The organism is Loigolactobacillus bifermentans DSM 20003 (assembly GCF_001434575.1).
Taxonomy (GTDB): domain Bacteria; phylum Bacillota; class Bacilli; order Lactobacillales; family Lactobacillaceae; genus Loigolactobacillus; species Loigolactobacillus bifermentans.
The window spans coordinates 1-19624 of record NZ_AZDA01000046.1 but is presented as its reverse complement, the minus strand read 5'-3'; the positions used below and the strand labels follow the sequence as shown (position 1 = coordinate 19624).

Here is a 19624-nt window from a genome sequence, read left to right as displayed (position 1 = left end):
TACTAAATAAATGAGTAATTAAGGGAGGCTTTTTAAATGACACGTTTAGCAGTTTTAGGACCAGCGGGGACCTTTAGTGATGTTGCTGCACAGCAGTATCAACAAACGCATTCAGAAATTGACCAGTTGGTATATTACGATAATATTGGTAAAGTAGGTCAATCAGTTGATTGTAAGGGGCAGTTGGCGATTCTACCGCTGGAAAATACGTTGGATGGCTATGTTGAGCGCACGTTAACGCTTTTAAAAGCAGGCCAACTTCATGTGGTTGGCACAGCAACGGTACCAGTCCATTTTGCATTAGTAGCCAACTGTCAACGCTTGGATCAGGTGAAGCGGGTCTACGTCCAGTTTAAAACCAAGGGCCAGTGCTTAAATATTTTGCATCAAATGCCGCAGGCCGAACTATCGATCACGGAAAGCAATATGCTGTCATTTAATAAGCTTAAAACGGCTGAATTTGGGGATGCTGCGATTATTCCACAGTTTCACTTATCGGATTTACCGCAGACGGCTGATTTTTTGATTCGAGAACAAGTAGCGGATAGTTTGGAAAATGAAACCCGGTTTATCGTGGTACAAGCGGTGGCAGCACGCGTCCCAATTGTGAAGTTTGATGCCACTGAAACCTTCCGTTTTTTATGTTATATTACCCCGAACACAGATCGGTCAGGGTTGCTGTATGATATTTTAGGTTACTTTGCACGGGCTAATTTGAATTTGATTGCATTAATGTCAGGGCCAACCAAGCGCAAAATGGGCACCTATTCGTTCTACATTGAAGTTGGGGGCCTTGGCCAGCACATTCCCGAATTACAAAAAACCTTAGATACCTTGCGTAAAAATAACTATCAGGTTTTAGATTTAGGCCTATTCGCCGCTAAATTCTAACGAAATTTTCATAATTAGTCGGAATCTATGTTAGAATAAGAACCATCCACTTTGAAAGTAGGCGTATAAGCAATGGGAAAAACGCGAAATTTATTACCATTACAGCGGATTGTCGTCAAAGTTGGTACGAGTAGTTTGATCTATGCCAACAATCAATTGAATTTGCATGCTATTACCCGTTTAGCACTTGTTTTAAGTGATCTGCGCAACCAAGGTAAAGAGGTTGTGCTGGTTTCTTCTGGTGCAGTTGGGGTTGGGATGAACAAATTAAGGCTGACGAAACGACCCACGGTGACGCCGGAATTACAAGCACTTTCAGCAATTGGACAAAGTGAATTGATGGGCATCTATTCGCGTGCGTTTGGGACCTATAATCAAACAGTGGCCCAGGTGCTATTAACGCAAGATGTGCTACATTATCCACAAAGTCATCGTAATGTACTGAATACATTTGATCGACTTTTTCAGTTAGGAATCGTCCCAATCGTCAATGAAAACGATGCAATCTCGGTTGCCGAGTTTGGCCATCAAACCACGTTTGGTGAAAATGACCAGTTGGCAGCGACAGTTACCAATTTATTGGACGCGGATCTGTTGATTGTTTTATCGGACATTGACGGTTTCTACAGTGCTAATCCGCATGATGTTGCGAATGCACAATTATTATCTGAGATCCATCAAATCGACCAAACCCTGATCAAAGCGGCCGGTGGTCATGGGAGCCAATACGGCACCGGTGGGATGGTGACCAAATTAAAGGCCGCGAAACGTGTTTTGGCACAGCAACAACAAATGGTATTGGCCAACGGCAAAGACCCGCAGATTATCTATCGTATTTTAGCAGGAGAAACCATTGGGACATTGTTTACCGGACGCCAGTTGGCTCACCGCGTGGGTTAAGGGGGAATTACAAATGACGACACTTAATGAGATTGGTGCAGCGGCTCAGCAAGCATCTGCAGCGCTCAGTCAATTACCAACGAAGACCAAGAATCAAGTGTTACATCAAATGGGCGTGAAATTGCAAGCGGCACAGGCTGATATTATTGCCGCAAATCAACTTGACTTGGCACAAGCAACGACTAACGGTGTCCGGCAAGTGATGTTAGATCGTCTTAAACTAACACCTAACCGGATTGATGCGATGGCGCAAGGGCTGTTTCAAGTCGCTGGTTTAAAAGACCCAGTTGGGGATGTTGTCCGTGGTTGGCAAACTGAATTGGGATTACAAATTGTTCAAAGACGTGTTCCTTTAGGTGTGATTGCCATGATTTATGAAGCACGGCCGAATGTAACCGTGGATGCAGCTGCATTGTGTTTCAAATCTGGAAATGCGGTTATTTTACGTGGCGGGAAAGAAGCGCTGCAAACGAACCGTGTTTTGGCAGCACTATTGCGGCAGGTGCTCACCGAAGTTGGGATAACACCTGATGCGATTCAGCTGATCACAGATACCAGTCATGAAACGGCGCATGCTTTGATGCAGTTAACAGATTACGTCGATGTCCTGATTCCACGTGGCAGTGGGGCCTTTATCAAAACAGTTGTGGCAACTGCAACGGTGCCTGTCATTGAAACAGGAGCAGGTAACTGTCATGTTTATGTTGATGCTGACAGTGATTTAGAAATGGCCATTCAAGTGATCGTTAATGCGAAAACCCAGCGGCCTGCTGTTTGTAATGCAATGGAAAAACTTGTGATCCATCAGGCGGTTGCACCAGCTTATTTGCCAAAGATTGCACAGGCCTTGAAAGAAAAACAAGTTGAACTACGCGGCGATTTAGAAGCACAAAATATTTTACCAGATATTGAATCTGCTTCTGAGGAGGATTGGTCAACAGAATATAATGACGCGATTCTTGCGATTAAGGTCGTGCCATCTTTGTCGGCCGCAATTCAGCATATCAATCGTTACAATACTCAACATTCTGAAGCCATCATCACCAATAATTATCAGCATGCCCAAACTTTTACCAATCAGATCAATGCAGCAGTGGTGTATGTCAATGCATCGACGCGTTTTACGGATGGTTTTGAATTCGGTTTTGGTGCGGAGATTGGAATCAGTACCCAAAAATTACATGCTCGTGGGCCAATGGGGTTAAATGAATTGACGACAACCAAGTATGTTGTGCAAGGAAATGGGCAAGTACGACCATCATAAAATAATTTTTAACGCGGTTCGTTTTCAACGAGCCGTGTTTTTTTGAGCTTATGTGTATTTAAAAACAAGCTGATTTTGGTTCTAAAAGCTTGATATGATGACGATTTAAAAATAATATTTTTGATCAAAAATTCATTTTATTAATGAATACAATTTGTAAACGCTAACTTTTTTCATGAAAAGTGTTGTAAACGGGTTTGACATTTACTGAAAGCGCGTTTAGAATTGGATTTGCAACAGTGAACGAAGCAACTTATGGTTTGATTGTGAATGAAATATTAAGCCAAAAAGTGGACATTAAGTCATCAGTATATTTGTGAAAGTTGTCGACGACTAATCAAACAATCAGCTTATTGTTTGGTAAACAAGGCCAATGCTGATAAACTTAATCTTACTTCATTACTGTGTGAAGGGCGTCTATCAATTAGGTGACAAGCTATTATTTTTTCGAGTTTTTGGAAAACGGTTACAATGATGACGTCTTGATGCGATTGATCAATACCATGCCTAAAAGTTGATTGATTGCAAAGAAAGGGAGGTTATACATGCACCGTCTTAGTCAAATTAACTGATTTGACTTTGGAATTGAACCATGCTTTATCTGACAACTGTAGGGGTTTCATCTTAGAATGACGTTTGTACCAATTTATTCAATAGAAACAAGTTTTGTGCCTCTGGAAGCCCAAAACAAAACAACCTGCCGATCATTATTTTGAAATGGAGGTTTTCTCATGAATAAAATTGAACCTAACGATAAAGGTAGCTTGTCAGATAGAGAAATGGTTTACCAACTAGATGGTCGTCCTAAATTTTCCATTGCATTTCCACTTGGAATGCAGCACGTTTTGGCCATGTTTGCAGGAAACTTAGCACCAATGCTCATCATTGCAACGATTGCAAAAGCGAGTGAAGCTGATAAAGTTGTGATGATTCAAGCAGGGATGTTGGTTTCTGGGCTAGCCACTTTTCTTCAATTATATCCGATTAAAATTGGTAAATTACAATTTGGCTCACGGCTTCCGATTGTTATGGGGACAGCATTTGCCTTTGTCCCCACAGCATCGATTGCCGCTGCAGCGGGTGGTATACCGGCTGTACTAGGTGGTGCTTTAGTCGGGAGTTTTGTTGAAGGCCTGATTGGTATTTTTTACAGCAGGTTACAGCGCTTATTTACACCGCTTGTGATTGGATGCACATTAATTGCAATCGGGATTAATTTGTTAGGGGTTGGTCGTGATTACTTTGCTGGTGGTGCAGGTGCTAAAGACTATGGTTCTTGGCAAAATTTGACAATTGCATTTGCAACTTTCTTATTTGTGATTGCACTCCAGCGTTTTGGGAAAGGTGCTTTTAAAACAGCAGCTTTATTGATTGGCCTTATTTTTGGCTATATTATTGCCTTAGTCTTGGGAAAAGTAGATTTGAGTTCAGTTGGCGGCGCTGCATGGGCTACTGTGCCACTTCCAATGCATTTTACACCGACGTTTGATCCGAAAATCATCTTCAGTTTTGTTGCAATTTATATCACTGTTGCGATGGAAACCATTGGGAATACTTCTGGGATTACAATTGCTGCATTTGATCGGCCAGCGACGGAACAAGAAACATCAGGTTCTGTGCTTGCAGACGCCATCGGTTGTTTTGTTGCTGCAATTTTTGGCTCAATGCCACAAACCGCTTTCGGCCAAAACGCTGGGATCGTGTCAATGACTAAGGTTGTTAACCGCTGGTGTATTACACTGGGTGCCGCTGTTTTAGTGATTTGTGGTTTCTTACCTAAATTAGGCGCTGTATTTTCTTCAATTCCGAGTGCTGTATTAGGTGGCGCATTAATTTCCGTATTTGCTCAGATTACGATTAATGGTGTTAAAATGTTAGCGCAATCTGGTTTTAATGAACGCAATATCTTAGTAATGGGGATTACATTTGCATTAGGAATTGGCTTAGCTGGTAATGCACAAGCAACTGCCGGGTTGCCAAGCTGGTTGCAATTTATCTTTAATGATAGTATTGCAGCAACAACTGTAATTGGAATTCTTGCGAACTTGATTTTCCCAGAAGCTAAAGAGAAGATTGTTGAAAAAACAGAAGTACCGGAAACTGCAAAAGCACCAAATGTTGCACAAGGGAATTAGGTATAACATCAATTAAATTATTTTAAATAGGAAACTCCTTCTTGGGTGGACAAGAGAAAAATTACACTCGTCCATTTGAAGCAAGGGGTTTTTTATATGGTTTTATTTTAAACGTGCTGATAAAAACTTTGATAATGTTTGGTTGGAAAACTAAAAATAGAAACTTAAATAGTTAATATGAGCGTTTTTTAGTGAAATTGGCTGAGACAAGTTCATTTTTTAGGCTGCTTTTTAAGAATATCAGTGCACTGTAATAGCCGTTATTTTGACTACGAAGATAAGCGTGCTAGAATACGAAATCAATACGAAAGGCGGCGATCGTTCATTTTCGCGATATAAAAGTATGATCCGTTATCCCGTTATTGCAAAACCATTAATAAAATTTTTGTTTGAAAAATTCTCTTAAGGAGGAATGGAGAGATGGACAAAAAGAAAATTATTGGCCAAGCAGAGCAGCGGTGGGATGCAATCGCAAAGGTAAAAGGCCAGGCGAGTTACACTGGAGACTTTCCGATTAGAAATTTGTTACACGCAAAAATTTTGCGTGCAACGATTGCTCATGGTTATGTCAAGCACTATGACATAACTGAAGCGGAAAAGATGCCCGGTGTGGTTAAAGTCGTTTTACCTGAGGATATTCCAGCAACTCCGTATGCAACTGCAGGTCATCCATGGAACTTAACTCCGGAAAAGCGCGATATTGAAGACCGAAACATGTTAACACGTCATGTACGTGTCTATGGTGACGATATTGCAGCCATTATCGCTAAAACTGAATTTCAAGCTCAAAAAGCCCTTGCGAAAATCAAAGTGGACTATGACGTTTATCCTGTTTATTTGACACCAGAGGCTGCAATGGCGCCTGATGCAAAGCAAATTCATGAAGGACATGATAATGTTTTAGGGCGTTCAAAGGTCGGTTATGGGGACGTTGAACAAGGCTTTAATGAGGCAGACTTTATTGTGAAACGGCACTTGAGCACGCCAGTTCAGCAACATTTACATCTTGAAAATCAAATTGCAGTGGCTTATCAAAGCGATGATCAACGCTGGTTCTGTTTAAGCTCAACTCAAATACCACATATTTGCCGGCGAATTATTGCACAGGCCAATGGGTTGCCATGGTCACAAGTGCGTGTTAAAAAGCCATTTATTGGTGGTGGTTTTGGGAACAAGCAGGATGTCATTATTGAACCGCTAACTGTTGCATTAAGTCGGTTGATGGGCGGTAAGCCAGTTCAACTGGCGCTGACGCGTGAAGAGTCAATTGCCTATACGCGTACACGCCATGCCATTGATTTTGATTTTAAAATTGGTGTGATGAAAGATGGGCGAATGACAGCAATTGATTGTGATGTGGTATCAAACCAAGGTGGCTATGCCTCACACGGTCACGCGGTAGGTGGTAAAGGTGGGACGTTTATCAATGCCTTGTACCGGGCAGACAATTTACGCTTTACGGCTAAAACAGTTTATACCAACATCGGAACAGCTGGTGCAATGCGTGGCTATGGGATGCCGCAACTTGTTTATGCACTAGAATGTGCCATTGATGACGTGGCAACGCAAATTGGAATGGATCCGATTCAATTTCGTCAATTAAATCATCAACCAGATGGTTATTACAATCAATTTGGGAAAACCAAACAACGCGATTTTCGAATTGAAGATTGCTTGGTTAAAGGGCGTGAAGCTTTTAATTGGGACCAAAAATTAGCCCAAGCACAACAAAAGACAACTTCAACGAAAAAGTATGGTGTTGGAATGGCTGCGTTTGCTTTTGGGACAGCTGTTTGGCCCTTTGGATTAGAGGTTGCAGGCGCACATTTAATCGCATTGCCAGATGGTACTTTCAAATTACACATTGGTGCGACTGAAATTGGACAAGGTGCCGATACGGCACTGTCACAAATGGCGGCTGATACGTTAGGCGTTTCTTTTGAGGCAATTATTCGTGATTCAATGACAGACACGGATACGGATCCATTTGATACAGGTGCTTACGCATCCCGTCAGTCTTATGTTGGGGGCTATGCTGTTAAAGCAGCGGCCGAAAAAATGAAGCAAAAGTTGATTGAACGTGCGGCAACCACTTATGATATTCGGCCGGAATTTTTAGATATTGTCGCCAATCAAGTTGTTTATGCTACGGATGGTGACTTAGTGGTCACGGTGAAAGACTTGGTGATGGCGTCTTATTATGATTTGGCAACGGCCAAGGCACTTGAAACCCACGCTTCGGTTAATATTCATAATAATTCCTACGCTTCAGGTTGTAGTTTAGCCGAAGTTGAAGTTGATGTAGCAACTGGTCAGGTGACCCTATTAAGTCTCATGAATGTTCATGATTCTGGAAAAATAATCAACCCATTGCTGGCAAGTGGTCAAGTTGAAGGTGCAATGGCAATGAGCGCAGCCTATGGCTTAAATGAAGGCCTTGTTTACAGTGCTGAAGGGCGACCGTTGAATAATAATATGCTGGACTATAAACTACCAACGATGATGGACCTACCTGATTTAGATAAGGTATTTGTTGAAACAGTGGATCCACTAGGCCCTTATGGGAATAAGGCGTTGGGCGAAACACCAACTTGTTCGCCAGCACCTGCTATTCGCAACGCCGTTAAAAATGCCATCGGTGTTGAAATTGGCAAAATTCCATTAACCCCTGAAGTCGTTTATCAGGCCTATCATCAGGCACAAGCAACTGTTGAAGGAGGAATCGCTGATGTATGATATGACAGGTTATCATGAGGCACACAGTCTGACCGATGTTTTTAAATTAATGCAGGCTGATCCAACAGCACGGCTAGTTGCAGGCGGGACAGATGTTTTAGTCAAAATACGGGCAGCGGCACCTCATTATGCTGATACGACGCTGATCGGTATTTCTAGAATTACTGCCTTAAAGGGATGTACGCTTGAAGCTGATGGTACGTTTAATATCGGGGCGTTAATGACGTTTGATCAAATCGAACACGATTCGTTAATTCAAACGCATTTAGGCTTGTTAAGCCAGGCGGTTTCGCTAGTCGGTGGTCCGCAAACACGACGGATGGGAACCGTTGGGGGAAACATCTGTAATGCCGGCCCAGCTGCTGATAGCGCACCATCCTTATTCACGTATAACGCTCAAATTGAGATTCAATCTGAATCAAATGTGCGGCAAGTGCCAATTGCTCAATTTTATGTTGGCCCAGGACGAACAATCTTGAAACCAGGAGAAATTGTAACGAAAATTAAAATTGCACCTGAGGATTATCGTGGTTTTGTTGGACACTATACTAAGTTTGCACGCCGTAAAGCTTTGGACATTGCTAATTTAAGTTGCGCGGCCTTGATAAAGGTTAGCGCTGAACAACGTATTGAAGCCCTACGCATTTGTTTTGGTGCTGCTGGACCAGTACCGTTAAGAATGCCACAAGCAGAGGCTTATGCACGACATCAACCGCTTAATCGAGCAGTATTGAACACCATTGGTGAGTATTGCTTGAAAGATACACAAACCATTTCAGATTGGCGTAATTCGAAGGTCTTCCGAGATCACTTAGTAACGATTTTACCAGGCCGTGACATTTCAATGGCATTAAGAGGTGATGAAGATGAAGCAATTGGTTAATTTTACATTGAATGGTGAAACTGTTTCTTGTGAGGTTGATGTCCGCAAAAGCCTCTTAGAAATGTTGCGAGAAGATTTTGGCATGACAGGTGTTAAGGAAGGCTGTGGTGTCGGTGAATGTGGTGCCTGTTCCGTTATCATTGATGGGCAAACAGTGGATTCATGCATTTACCTTGCTGTTTGGATCGACGGTAAACAAGCAACGACAATTGAAGGCGTCACCCATGAGGATGGGACCCTTGATCCAATTCAGGCATCATTTATTGATGCCGGTGCGGTACAATGTGGCTTCTGTATTCCAGGCATGATCTTGTCCAGTAAGCAATTGCTGGCGCACAATCCGTCTCCAACACGTGGTGAGATTCGTCGAGAATTGTCAGGTAACATGTGTCGTTGTACGGGCTATCAAAAAATTGTTGATGCGGTGCAACTGGCTGCTAAACGCCTTGATGTTGAGCCACATGCACGAGCGGCGATTCCATTTACTATCGAAAAATAAATAATGTTGCTAAAAAAGTTGACCCCCCTGCAAATTGTGACAGGGGGGTCAACTTTTTTGTTAGTCGGTATCAGGCTCAGCAATGTCTGCAAATGTTGCGCCTAAGAATTGGACTAATTCGCGAGGATCAACTTTAACAGAACGACCTAGCTTGCCAGCTGAAACTAAAATAGTCGGTTCGTTTTGTGCTTCTGTTGCAAAGTAAATCGGATAACCATGTGTTTGGTGAATCGCAACGGGACTATTAGCACCATGTTCATAACCCGTTGTGGCAATCAATTCCTTTAAAGGCACCATGCCAACTTTACGGTTACCACTGACTTTGGCAAGCTTTTTATAGTTAATTCGCTCATCAAGTGGGACAACACCAATAACTGGACCTGTTTTTTGGCCAGTTAAAGCCAGCGTTTTATAAATTAAATGATCGTTAATGTGAGCTTCGTCTAGCTTGATTTGGCGGACGTCGCCTTCTTGTTCGGTTGGAAATTCAAAGCTTTCATAAGCTATCTTAGCCTGATCAAGAATCTTTTCGACTAATGTTTTTGTGATTTTTTTCTTTTTACTCATTTTCATCGCCTCTGTCTATATCATTTAATATTAGCATGGATCACTTTTTTTTGAAATCATCGCGTGTTTAGCCTATGCTATTATTAAGTAGAAGGGGTGACATTATAATGAGTCCAGTTGTTATTACAACACAACAAAAGCTAGTCCAATTACGAGAACAAGTGTTATCAGGCAATTTATATCAAGGCTTGCCACAACAAGTCGGACAACTCATCGAAAAATTGCCGACCTTGCCTGAAACCGAATGGCAGCCGTTAAGTGATAATCAGGCATCCCTAGAAGCCATTAAACAGTTACATGAACAAGTGATTGTGGGACATGAACCAATTGAGGTAACTCAGATTGATTTTTTGTTAACCCATTTAAAGTCATTAAATCCACTGGTACGCGATAAAGGTGTTTATTTCTTATTTAATGATTTAATTCAGACACAGGCTTTCACAACCGCCCAATTGCGTCAGATCAAAGATCGTCTAATAACGCCTGAAACATTATTTGACCATATTTTAGAGCCACAAAACAATGTCGTTTTTCAGCGTTCCTTCTCAGTTTTATTGTTATCTGTTATTTTATATACAGATCGGATGCGTGATCATTTCTTGACAAAATCTGAGTTAAAAGAGATCAATATTACATTAGCGACTTATACGGCTTTGGAATCAGATGGACGGGGGTATGTGGATCAATATGGTTGGGCACACGCTTTCACACATATTGGGAATGCATTTTCAGAGCTGGCCCAAAGCAAGGTTTTAGTACGAGGCGATAAAATCTTTTTGTTGGTGGTATTGCTTGAGCGTTACAAACGCTTAAATACATCTTTGATTTTTGGAGAGCCAGAACGACTGGCTTGGGCCATGATCAATTTAGTGAACCAAGACCCGTTATATCGAGATTACTTATTGTTGATGTTAAAAAACTGGCAACATGACCTGGCCATGTTACGACCTAAAAAACACTATGATTTTTGGGTGCGTTGGTACAATCGCAGTCGGTTGTTACAGGCGCTTTATTTACGACCAGATACGCCAGCAGCGTTAAAAGACTATTTACAACAAATGCTAGATCTGTGATCAAAAGGGGGAAACTGGCATGTTAAAAGCAGTTGTTTTTGATTTAGACGGTGTCTTGATCAATAGTGAACCTTATTATTTTGAGCAAAAACTAAACTATTTTCATGAAATTGGGTTAAAGGTCACCGCAGAGCAGGTAAAAGCATTATACGGTCAAAATCTGCGTCAAGTTTGGCAAACATTGTTCCCAGAGGCAACACCTGAGCAGTACACGCAATGGCAAGCGGGATATGTCACGTATAAAAAGCAGCACCCAATGGATTATCGTGCAAGACTAAATCCAGATGCGGTGCCAACGCTAGCGAAACTGAAACAATTAGGATTGCAACTGGCATTGGCATCCGCCAGTGATATGGCAGCGATTGAAAATGTTTTTCAACATACTGGTATTGGTCAGTTTTTTGATAAGGTTACTTCTGGCCAGCAATTTCCAAGAAGCAAACCCGATCCTGCAATTTATTTGGCGACGTTATCCCAATTACAGTTGCCAGCCAGTGACGTATTAGCAGTTGAAGATTCGAAAGTAGGTATCGCAGCGGCACGTGCTGCTAAAATTAAAGTTGCAGCTTTAAAGCCGCTAACAGATGATTTTGTCATTGATCAAAGCCAGGCTGATTTCAAGGTGTCACACTTAACGAACTTGGTCCAATTAGCAGCTGACCTGAAAGCGGGCACAAAGTAAATCCTGATAGGAATTGGCGAATCTTAAAAAGACTGGTATAATATTGAACGAAATGTTTAAATATTTTTTTAAATCCAAAAAAAAAAAGAAGGTTCGCCACATGCTAACAGATGAAAATTTAGAATTTCTCAGTCGAGTCGGGAAAGCACTTGCTGGCCAATTCGGAAATAATTGTGAAGTTGTGATTCACAAAATTAATCGAGACGACATCAATCATTCCATTGTCATGATTGAAAATGGCCAAGTTTCCTCTCGACAGTTAGATGATGGTCCTTCACAGGTTGTGCTTGAAAGTTTAAAGAAGAAACCCGCTGAATTAAAGGATCACATTAATTATTTAACCCGCACGCATGACGGCCGTGTATTGAAATCAAGTACACTTTACTTAAAAGACGATCAAGGTCAATTGGAAGCTATCTTTGCCATTAACTTTGATGTCTCAAACTTGATCGTTGCTGAGAATGTTTTGAAGTCATTAACACAAACACCGACAACTGAAGTGCCAGATCCAGAAGTTATTCCAAAGGATGTTAATGAGCTGCTGGATGATTTGATTCAAGAGTCGGTTAAATTAGTTGGAAAACCAGTTGCACTGATGACCAAAGAGGATAAAGTCAAAAGCATTCAATTTTTGAATAGCAAGGGCGCCTTTTTGATTACAAAATCTGGTGATAAAGTGTCAAATTATTTCAATATTTCAAAATATACCTTGTATAGTTATATTGATGTTAAAAATAAATGAGTTTTTAAACGGCCAATTAAGGTCGTTTTTTTTTATGAAAACGACTAGAAAACAGCATCTTTAAAAGTGTGCCTAGAAAAATATATAAAATATTTTTTAGGCATACTTCTTTTTTTTAAGGAATGGTGATATACTCTTAGGTGAGGTAAGTGAATCAGTGATCAATGAAAAAATGTTTGTTATTGACTTTATTGTAATCGCTTGCGGAGCAAGGAGGATATTATGTTATTAATTGGAAATGGATATCTCATTACACGTACACAGCAAGGTTTGATCAAGGATGGTTGTGTAGCGATTGAAGGGAAAACAATCAAAGAAGTTGGGACTACTTCGACACTACGTCAAAAGTATCCAGAGGCTGAATTTATCGATGCAAAGCAAGGCTTGATCATGCCTGGACTTGTGAACATGCATAATCACATTTACAGCACATTTGCACGTGGGTTATCGATTAATGGCTATCATCCTCAAAACTTTTTAGATATTTTGGAAGGTCAATGGTTCAGATTGGATCGCGAACTGACAAACGATATGACCTATGCCAGTGCACGCGTTGCTTACTTAGATAGTATTAAAAATGGTGTGACAACCATGTTTGATCATCATGCAAGTTATGGTGAGATCACCAATAGTTTAAGCGCATTAAGCCAAGCGGCTGATGAATTAGGCGTTCGGACAACGCTTTGTTATGAAGTTTCAGACCGTAACGGTGCTGATCAAATGAAAGCAGCCGTTGCTGAAAATGTTCGTTTCATTAAAGCAGCTGCAGGCCGTGATGATGATATGCAACACGCCATGATGGGCTTACATGCGGCATTTACATTATCAGATGATACGCTAGACTACTGCCGTGAAATGACACCAGATACAACAGGCTTCCATATTCATATTGCTGAAGGTATTTCTGATGTTGCTGATTCTTTAGCTAAATATCAACAACCAATTGTGAACCGGTTATATCAACATAATATTTTAGGTAAAAAGACTTTGGCCGGTCATTGTATCCATATTGGCCCACATGAAATGGAATTGTTACGGGACACTGATACAATGGTTGTCACCAATCCAGAATCAAATATGGGGAATGCGGTTGGCACACCAGCTGCTTTAAGAATGTTTAACGATTACAACTTGTTGATTGGTATTGGCACAGATGGTTATACCAATGATTTAACAGAATCCTATAAATTTGCCAACTTGATCCATAAGCATCATTTGGCTGATCCAAATGCAGGGTGGACTGAAATTCCTGAAATGATTTTTGGCAATAATCCAAAGATGGCAAACCGCTATTTCAACACAAAGCTTGGTGTACTTGAACCAAATGCTGCTGCAGATGTGATTGTGGTTGATTACCAAGCACCAACACCAATTACTGATTCAAATTACAATAGCCACATTTTATTCGGCGTTAATGGTCGGAACGTTCGAGACACAATTATTAATGGCGAAATCCGAATGAAGAACTTTGAAGTTCAAGGCATTGATGAAGCCAAGATTTGGGCAGATGCACAGGTTGAAGCCCAAAAATTGTGGCATCGAATCAACGGTTAGGAGGAAATCAACATGAGTGATATTATGCGTCCGATTTCAATCGAATCATTATTAGATTGGATTCTAGAAGAATATAAACGGAATGCCACGATTTTCGGTATTCGCAAATTTTTTAAGGCTGATCCAAATAAAACAATTTCATTATTTGGTGAACAAATGGAGACACCTGTTGGTCCAGCTGCTGGTCCGCATACACAGTTAGCACAAAACATTGTGGCATCATACTTGGCAGGTTCTCGTTTCTTTGAACTTAAGACAGTTCAAATCATTGATGGCGAAGATTTGCCAGTATCAAAACCATGTATCAGTGCACGGGATGAAGGGTACAACGTTGAATGGTCAACTGAATTACGTGTGCCAGATGCTTATGAAGAATACGTTAAGGCTTGGTTCATTTTGAAACTATTAAGCCGTGAATTCGATTTAGGCGATCCAAATGGTTTCATCTTCAACATGAGCGTTGGCTATGATTTAAAGGGGATTCAATCACCAAAAGTTCAAAAATATATTGATAGCATGCAAGATGCAAGTCAGACGCCAATTTGGGGCCAATGTCTTAAAGCAGCACGTCAATTATTACCGAAATTTACACGAATTGACGAAGCCTACTTAAATGCCATTGATCCACAAGTTTCTCATTCCATTACGCTATCAACAATGCACGGTTGCCCTGCTGATGAAATTGAAAAAATTGCTTCTTATTTAATCGAAGAAAAGCATTTGAACACATTCATTAAATGTAATCCAACTTTATTAGGTTACGATTATGCACGTCAAACAATGGACGAATTAGGCTTTGATTATATGGCCTTTGATGCCCATCATTTTACGGAAGATTTACAGTTTGAGGATGCTGTTCCGATGATTCAACGCTTATTGGATCGTGCGAAAGCAGCACAACTTCGATTTGGTGTTAAAATCACCAACACCTTCCCAGTTGAGATTAAACAAGGTGAATTACCAGGCGATGAAATGTATATGTCAGGGCGTTCATTATTCCCATTGAGTATTGCAGTTGCTAAGAAATTATCGGATGCTTTCCATGGTAAATTACAAATTTCTTATTCTGGTGGTGCTGATATTTTCAACATCAAGGATATTTTTGAAGCAGGTATTTGGCCAGTTACAGTGGCAACAACCTTATTGAAGCCAGGTAGTTATCAGCGAATTCATCAAATTGCGAATGTATTGGAAAGCTTGACCTATCCAACGCATCCACAAATTGACTTGCCAAAATTAGATGAACTTGTTGAAAAGGCCAACAAACAAGCACTTTATCAGAAGTCATTTAAATTACCAGAAAGTCCCAAGATTGCTGAAAAATTACCATTATTAGATTGTTATACAGCACCTTGCCGTGGTACTGGTGGTTGCCCAATCAATCAAGATGTGCCAGCTTATCTGCGTTATGTTGCTGAAGGCAAGTACTTAGATGCTTTAAAAGTAATTGTCGATAAAAACCCATTGCCATTTGCAACTGGTACGATCTGTGCACATCCTTGTCAAACGAAATGTACACGTCAATTTTATGAAGGTGCAATTGACATTCGCGGTGTGAAGCTGGAAGCAGCAGAACATGCTTACGATGAATTATTAGCAACTTTAGAAAAACCAACACGCAAAGAAAATGCACCTAAGACGGCCGTTGTTGGTGGGGGACCAGCTGGGATCTCAGCAGGTTACCTATTAGCCCGTGAAGGCATGCCAGTGACCGTCTTTGAAAAAGCAGACGAAGTTGGCGGTGTCTTATCACAAATCGTACCTGAATTTAGATTACCTAGTCAAAGCGTTAAAAACGATGTTCGCTTAGCTGAATTTATGGGTGCTGAATTTAAGACGGGTGCAGCTGCACCATCATTGGCTGAATTACGTGCCCAAGGTTATGACAATGTCATTTATGCGATTGGCGCATGGAAACATCGTCATTTGAAGTTAGAACAAGGCCATGCAATTAATTCATTGGAATTCTTGCATGCAAATCGTAAACAATTAAACGGTAGTGAAAATCCTTACGGTGAACATTTAGTCATTGTTGGTGGCGGGAATACAGCTATGGATTGTGCCCGTGTTGCAGTTCGCTTACCAGGTGTTAAATCAACTTCAATTGTTTACCGTCGTAATAAACGCAATATGCCAGCTGATGAAGAAGAATTGTTATTCGCAATGGAAGATGGCGTTGAATTCTTAGAATTATTATCGCCAGTCACTTTGGAAAACGGGCAATTAACTTGCGAAATTATGAAATTAGGTGAACGGGACGCTTCTGGTCGCCGTCGTCCAATGCCAACTGGTCAGTATCGTCAAGTACCAGCCGATACGGTAATTGCTGCCGTAGGTGAAGATGTTGATACTTCCTTCTATCAAGAAGTTGGCATGACGGTTAATGATCGCGGTCACGTTAATGTTGATCCTGTTACTTTGGAAACAAACTTAAAAGACGTTTATGTGATTGGTGATGGGAACTTAGGCCCTGCAACGGTTGTTGAAGCCATTGCGGATGCAACAAAAGCGGCCAATAACATTTGCGAAGTCCATAACTTAAATTATGAACGTGCAAACCAAAACATTAACTTAGCAGTACCACGTGCTAAGCGTGGTGACTTGATCACACCGGATTGCAACGTTTCACAATCAGCACGTTGTCTTGAATGTTCAACTGTTTGTGAGTCCTGTGTTGATGTTTGTCCTAACCGGGCTAACATTGTGGTCAATGTTAATGGTGAACCACAAATCTTGCATATCGACCGGATGTGTAATGAATGTGGGAACTGTGCAACATTCTGTCCATACTCAAGTGCACCATACAAAGATAAATTCACATTATTTAACAGTAAAGAAGACTTTAACAACAGTACCAATGAAGGTTTCTATGTCACTGATGCTGCAACAAAAGAATGCCTAGTTCGGTTAGGTGACAAAGTTGAAACGATTCGATTGACTGAATCTGTTATGGATATTCCAAATGGTTTATTAGACTTTATGGAAACAGTTATCGAAGACTACAGCTATTGTTTAGCCGACTAAGTTGTAGGAGGAATAAATCATGTCCATTTTAATTCAAGGTGGAACAGTTGTTTCGACAAAAGGTCAGCGACAACTTGATGTTCGGATTGACGGTGAGAAGATTTCAGCAATGGGTGTTAATTTACCCGTTGACGGTGCAAATGTAGTCGATGCAAAAGGATGCTATTTATTCCCTGGTTTTATCGATACACATACACATTTGGAATTAAACAACGGTATGACAGATACAGCCGATAATTTTACAACTGGTAGTATTGCTGCCGTTGCGAAAGGAACAACAACTGTTTTAGATATGGCAACACCAGATCGTGGTCATAGCTTACAATCCTGTTTAGATGCATGGGATGCAATGGCCAAAGGTAAAAGCTCATGTGATTACAGTTATCACATGTCATTGATTGAATGGCAACCGGGTTTTGTTGATGAAATTAAAGCAATGGCTGCAAAAGGAATTACGTCATTCAAGATGTACATGGCATATGATAATTTACGCGCTAGCGATGCCGATATTTATGAAGCAATGAAGGCCATTAAGGCTGTTCATGGGATGTTAGGTATTCACTGTGAAAACGGTGATTTGGTTAACGCATTACAAAAACAGTATTTAGATAATGGTTTAAATGCACCCAAGTATCATCCTATTACACGTCCTAATATCTTAGAAGCTGAAGCGGTATCGCGCTATTTAACCATTGCTGCTTTAGCAGATCTACCCGTTAACATTGTACATTTAAGTACGAAAGAGGCTTTGGAAGTTGTCCGTGCTGCACGTCAACGTGGCCAAAAAGTGTTTGTTGAGTCTTGCCCACAATACTTCTTGTTGGATGATTCATTATATGCACTGCCTGGTTTCGAAGGTGCTAAGTATGTTTGTTCACCACCATTGCGTCAGCCTGCTGATGAAGCCGCCCTATGGGAAGGCTTAGAAGCCGGTGAAATTGATACGATGGGGACAGATCATTGTGATTTCAACTACGAAACACAAAAGCCACTTGGTAAAGATGATTTCACTAAAATTCCTGGTGGTCTACCTGGTGTTGAAACGCGAGGAGAATTACTTTATACGGCTGGTGTTACAAGCGGCCGAATCTCGCCTGAACAATTCGTAGGTGTAATGGCAGAACATGCAGCGCATCAATTTGGCATGTATCCTCAAAAGGGAATTGTTCAAACCGGCAGTGACGCTGATATTGTAATTTGGGATCCAGCAGAAAAAAATGTGATCTCAAGTCAAACACAACTACAAAATTGTGATTATTCCGCATTTGAAGGCTTTCAAACGCAAGGCGGACCACGCGAAGTTTACTTGCGTGGCACTAAAGTGGCCGCAAGTGGCCAAATCATTAAAGAAAAGCAAGGTAAATTTGTAGCACGTCAAGCTTCAGAATATACCTTTAATAAATAAGGAGGCATTTTTTAATGGCTGATATTAAATTAAAAAAGAATGCATTTGAAAAAACTGATGACCAACACCTTTCACTAATGAACGAAAAGGCAATTGGCAACGCTAAGAAGTTCCATGAAAGTTTCCCACAATATAGTGAAACACCATTAGCACATCTTGAAAAAATGTCTGATTACTTAGGTCTTAATGACTTATTCGTTAAGGATGAATCATATCGTTTTGGTTTAAACGCATTTAAAGTATTAGGTGGTTCTTTTGCAATGGCTAACTTCATTGCTCAAAAATTAGGTCGCGATGTTTCTGAAATCACTTACGACGTAATGGTTTCACCTGAACTTAAAAAGGATTTAGGCCAAGCAACTTTCTATACAGCCACTGACGGTAACCATGGTCGTGGTGTTGCCTGGGCTGCCAAAAAATTAGGCCAAAAAGCAGTTGTTTTAATGCCTAAAGGGACAACAGAAGCACGCTTTAACAACATTAAAAAAGAAGGCGCTGACGTTACCATTGAAGACGTTAACTATGACGAATGTGTTCGTAAAGCGAACGCTTTGGCTGAAGCTAATGAAAATGGCGTTATGGTTCAAGATACTGCTTGGGATGGTTACGAAGAAATACCAACTTGGATCATGCAAGGTTATGGCACGATGGCTTTAGAAGCTGCTGCTCAATTAAAAGCTGCAAATATTGATCGTCCAACACATATCTTCATTCAAGCTGGTGTTGGGAGTTTAGCAGGTGCAGTGATTGGTTTCTTTGCTAACTTGTTCAAAGATAACCCACCAATTATGACGGTCGTTGAAGCACAAGCTGCTGATTGCTTGTACAAATCTGCAGAAGCAAATGATGGCAATATTCATTTTGCAACTGGCGATTTGAAGACTATCATGGCCGGTTTGGCTTGTGGCGAACCAAACACCATTTCATTTGATATTTTACGGAACCATGCTTCATTCTTTGCTTCATGTCCTGATTGGGTAACTTCAAAAGGCATGCGTATGTTAGGTGCACCTATTAAAGGCGATCCACAAGTTACTTCTGGTGAATCTGGCGCCGTTGGCATGGGCTTAGTTGCGACTTTGATGCATGATCCTAAATATGCTGACTTTAAAGATCAAATTCAATTAGATGAAAACTCTAAAGTCTTGTTATTCTCAACAGAAGGTAACACAGACCCTGATAGCTACAAGAACATTTTGTGGGGAGAAGAAAAATAATGGATTACGAAGCAATTAAAACACAAGCACAAAAATATGAAGCTGATTTAAC

15 protein-coding genes are annotated in these 19624 nt (G+C 40.8%); 14 read left to right on the top strand and 1 reads right to left on the bottom strand.

Annotated features, from left to right (window positions below):
* The first annotated feature begins 36 nt into the window (after positions 1–36).
* The 7 genes from FC07_RS06580 to xdhC all read left to right on the top strand — a co-directional run bounded on the left by FC07_RS06580 (position 37) and on the right by xdhC (position 9308).
* Positions 37–891, top strand: a complete 855-nt coding sequence (locus FC07_RS06580; RefSeq protein ID WP_057904334.1) for a prephenate dehydratase — start codon at positions 37–39, stop codon at positions 889–891.
* Positions 892–963: 72 nt separating this feature from the next.
* Positions 964–1791 carry a glutamate 5-kinase gene (proB, locus tag FC07_RS06575; protein ID WP_057904333.1) on the top strand — a complete coding sequence of 276 codons (828 nt, stop codon included), beginning with the start codon at positions 964–966 and terminating at the stop codon, positions 1789–1791.
* Positions 1792–1804: 13 nt separating this feature from the next.
* Complete coding sequence (locus tag FC07_RS06570; RefSeq protein ID WP_057904332.1) at positions 1805–3055, top strand: glutamate-5-semialdehyde dehydrogenase; 1251 nt, start codon at positions 1805–1807, stop codon at positions 3053–3055.
* Positions 3056–3786: 731 nt separating this feature from the next.
* The gene (locus tag FC07_RS06565; protein WP_057904331.1) at positions 3787–5190 is read left to right on the top strand and encodes a uracil-xanthine permease family protein; all 1404 of its coding nucleotides are present in this window, start codon (positions 3787–3789) and stop codon (positions 5188–5190) included.
* Between the two features lie 420 nt (positions 5191–5610).
* Positions 5611–7926 carry a xanthine dehydrogenase subunit XdhA gene (gene xdhA / locus FC07_RS06560; RefSeq protein ID WP_057904330.1) on the top strand — a complete coding sequence of 772 codons (2316 nt, stop codon included), beginning with the start codon at positions 5611–5613 and terminating at the stop codon, positions 7924–7926.
* Positions 7919–8809: a xanthine dehydrogenase subunit XdhB gene (xdhB, locus tag FC07_RS06555; RefSeq protein WP_057904329.1), complete on the top strand. Its 891-nt coding sequence runs from the start codon at positions 7919–7921 to the stop codon at positions 8807–8809. Before xdhA ends, xdhB begins: the two co-directional genes overlap by 8 nt.
* Positions 8793–9308, top strand: a complete 516-nt coding sequence (gene xdhC / locus FC07_RS06550) for a xanthine dehydrogenase subunit XdhC (protein WP_057904328.1) — start codon at positions 8793–8795, stop codon at positions 9306–9308. The genes xdhB and xdhC overlap by 17 nt, the downstream gene beginning before the upstream one ends.
* A gap of 60 nt (positions 9309–9368) precedes the next feature.
* Here xdhC and FC07_RS06545 read toward each other — a convergent pair whose 3' ends face one another.
* On the bottom strand, positions 9369–9875 hold the full coding sequence (locus tag FC07_RS06545) for an aminoacyl-tRNA deacylase (RefSeq protein WP_057904327.1): 507 nt from the start codon (positions 9873–9875) through the stop codon (positions 9369–9371).
* 107 nt (positions 9876–9982) lie between these two features.
* On the opposite strand from FC07_RS06545, the gene FC07_RS06540 reads away from it, so the two are divergent.
* The 7 genes from FC07_RS06540 to dpaL all read left to right on the top strand — a co-directional run bounded on the left by FC07_RS06540 (position 9983) and on the right by dpaL (position 19572).
* Positions 9983–10948 carry a DUF2785 domain-containing protein gene (locus FC07_RS06540; RefSeq protein ID WP_057904326.1) on the top strand — a complete coding sequence of 322 codons (966 nt, stop codon included), beginning with the start codon at positions 9983–9985 and terminating at the stop codon, positions 10946–10948.
* A 19-nt stretch (positions 10949–10967) separates the two neighbouring features.
* Positions 10968–11630 (top strand): HAD family hydrolase, encoded by a 663-nt coding sequence (locus FC07_RS06535; RefSeq protein ID WP_057904325.1) that lies wholly within the window; start codon positions 10968–10970, stop codon positions 11628–11630.
* A 100-nt stretch (positions 11631–11730) separates the two neighbouring features.
* The gene (locus tag FC07_RS06530) at positions 11731–12372 is read left to right on the top strand and encodes a helix-turn-helix transcriptional regulator (protein ID WP_057904324.1); all 642 of its coding nucleotides are present in this window, start codon (positions 11731–11733) and stop codon (positions 12370–12372) included.
* 222 nt (positions 12373–12594) lie between these two features.
* On the top strand, positions 12595–13926 hold the full coding sequence (gene ssnA, locus FC07_RS06525; RefSeq protein ID WP_057904323.1) for a putative aminohydrolase SsnA: 1332 nt from the start codon (positions 12595–12597) through the stop codon (positions 13924–13926).
* Between the two features lie 12 nt (positions 13927–13938).
* The gene (gene ygfK / locus FC07_RS06520) at positions 13939–16950 is read left to right on the top strand and encodes a putative selenate reductase subunit YgfK (protein WP_057904322.1); all 3012 of its coding nucleotides are present in this window, start codon (positions 13939–13941) and stop codon (positions 16948–16950) included.
* A 19-nt stretch (positions 16951–16969) separates the two neighbouring features.
* Positions 16970–18355 (top strand): dihydropyrimidinase, encoded by a 1386-nt coding sequence (hydA, locus tag FC07_RS06515; protein WP_057904321.1) that lies wholly within the window; start codon positions 16970–16972, stop codon positions 18353–18355.
* Positions 18356–18369: 14 nt separating this feature from the next.
* Positions 18370–19572 carry a diaminopropionate ammonia-lyase gene (gene dpaL / locus FC07_RS06510; RefSeq protein WP_057904320.1) on the top strand — a complete coding sequence of 401 codons (1203 nt, stop codon included), beginning with the start codon at positions 18370–18372 and terminating at the stop codon, positions 19570–19572.
* The last annotated feature ends 52 nt before the right edge of the window (positions 19573–19624 follow it).

Excerpts from the sequence above, each read along its gene's own strand:
- FC07_RS06580 (WP_057904334.1), top strand. The coding sequence starts at position 37 with ATGACACGTTTAGCAGTTTTAGGACCAGCGGGGACCTTTAGTGATGTT.
- proB (WP_057904333.1), top strand. The coding sequence starts at position 964 with ATGGGAAAAACGCGAAATTTATTACCATTACAGCGGATTGTCGTCAAA.
- FC07_RS06570 (WP_057904332.1), top strand. The coding sequence starts at position 1,805 with ATGACGACACTTAATGAGATTGGTGCAGCGGCTCAGCAAGCATCTGCA.
- FC07_RS06565 (WP_057904331.1), top strand. The coding sequence starts at position 3,787 with ATGAATAAAATTGAACCTAACGATAAAGGTAGCTTGTCAGATAGAGAA.
- xdhA (WP_057904330.1), top strand. The coding sequence starts at position 5,611 with ATGGACAAAAAGAAAATTATTGGCCAAGCAGAGCAGCGGTGGGATGCA.
- xdhB (WP_057904329.1), top strand. The coding sequence starts at position 7,919 with ATGTATGATATGACAGGTTATCATGAGGCACACAGTCTGACCGATGTT.
- xdhC (WP_057904328.1), top strand. The coding sequence starts at position 8,793 with ATGAAGCAATTGGTTAATTTTACATTGAATGGTGAAACTGTTTCTTGT.
- FC07_RS06545 (WP_057904327.1), bottom strand. The coding sequence starts at position 9,875 with ATGAGTAAAAAGAAAAAAATCACAAAAACATTAGTCGAAAAGATTCTT.
- FC07_RS06540 (WP_057904326.1), top strand. The coding sequence starts at position 9,983 with ATGAGTCCAGTTGTTATTACAACACAACAAAAGCTAGTCCAATTACGA.
- FC07_RS06535 (WP_057904325.1), top strand. The coding sequence starts at position 10,968 with ATGTTAAAAGCAGTTGTTTTTGATTTAGACGGTGTCTTGATCAATAGT.
- FC07_RS06530 (WP_057904324.1), top strand. The coding sequence starts at position 11,731 with ATGCTAACAGATGAAAATTTAGAATTTCTCAGTCGAGTCGGGAAAGCA.
- ssnA (WP_057904323.1), top strand. The coding sequence starts at position 12,595 with ATGTTATTAATTGGAAATGGATATCTCATTACACGTACACAGCAAGGT.
- ygfK (WP_057904322.1), top strand. The coding sequence starts at position 13,939 with ATGAGTGATATTATGCGTCCGATTTCAATCGAATCATTATTAGATTGG.
- hydA (WP_057904321.1), top strand. The coding sequence starts at position 16,970 with ATGTCCATTTTAATTCAAGGTGGAACAGTTGTTTCGACAAAAGGTCAG.
- dpaL (WP_057904320.1), top strand. The coding sequence starts at position 18,370 with ATGGCTGATATTAAATTAAAAAAGAATGCATTTGAAAAAACTGATGAC.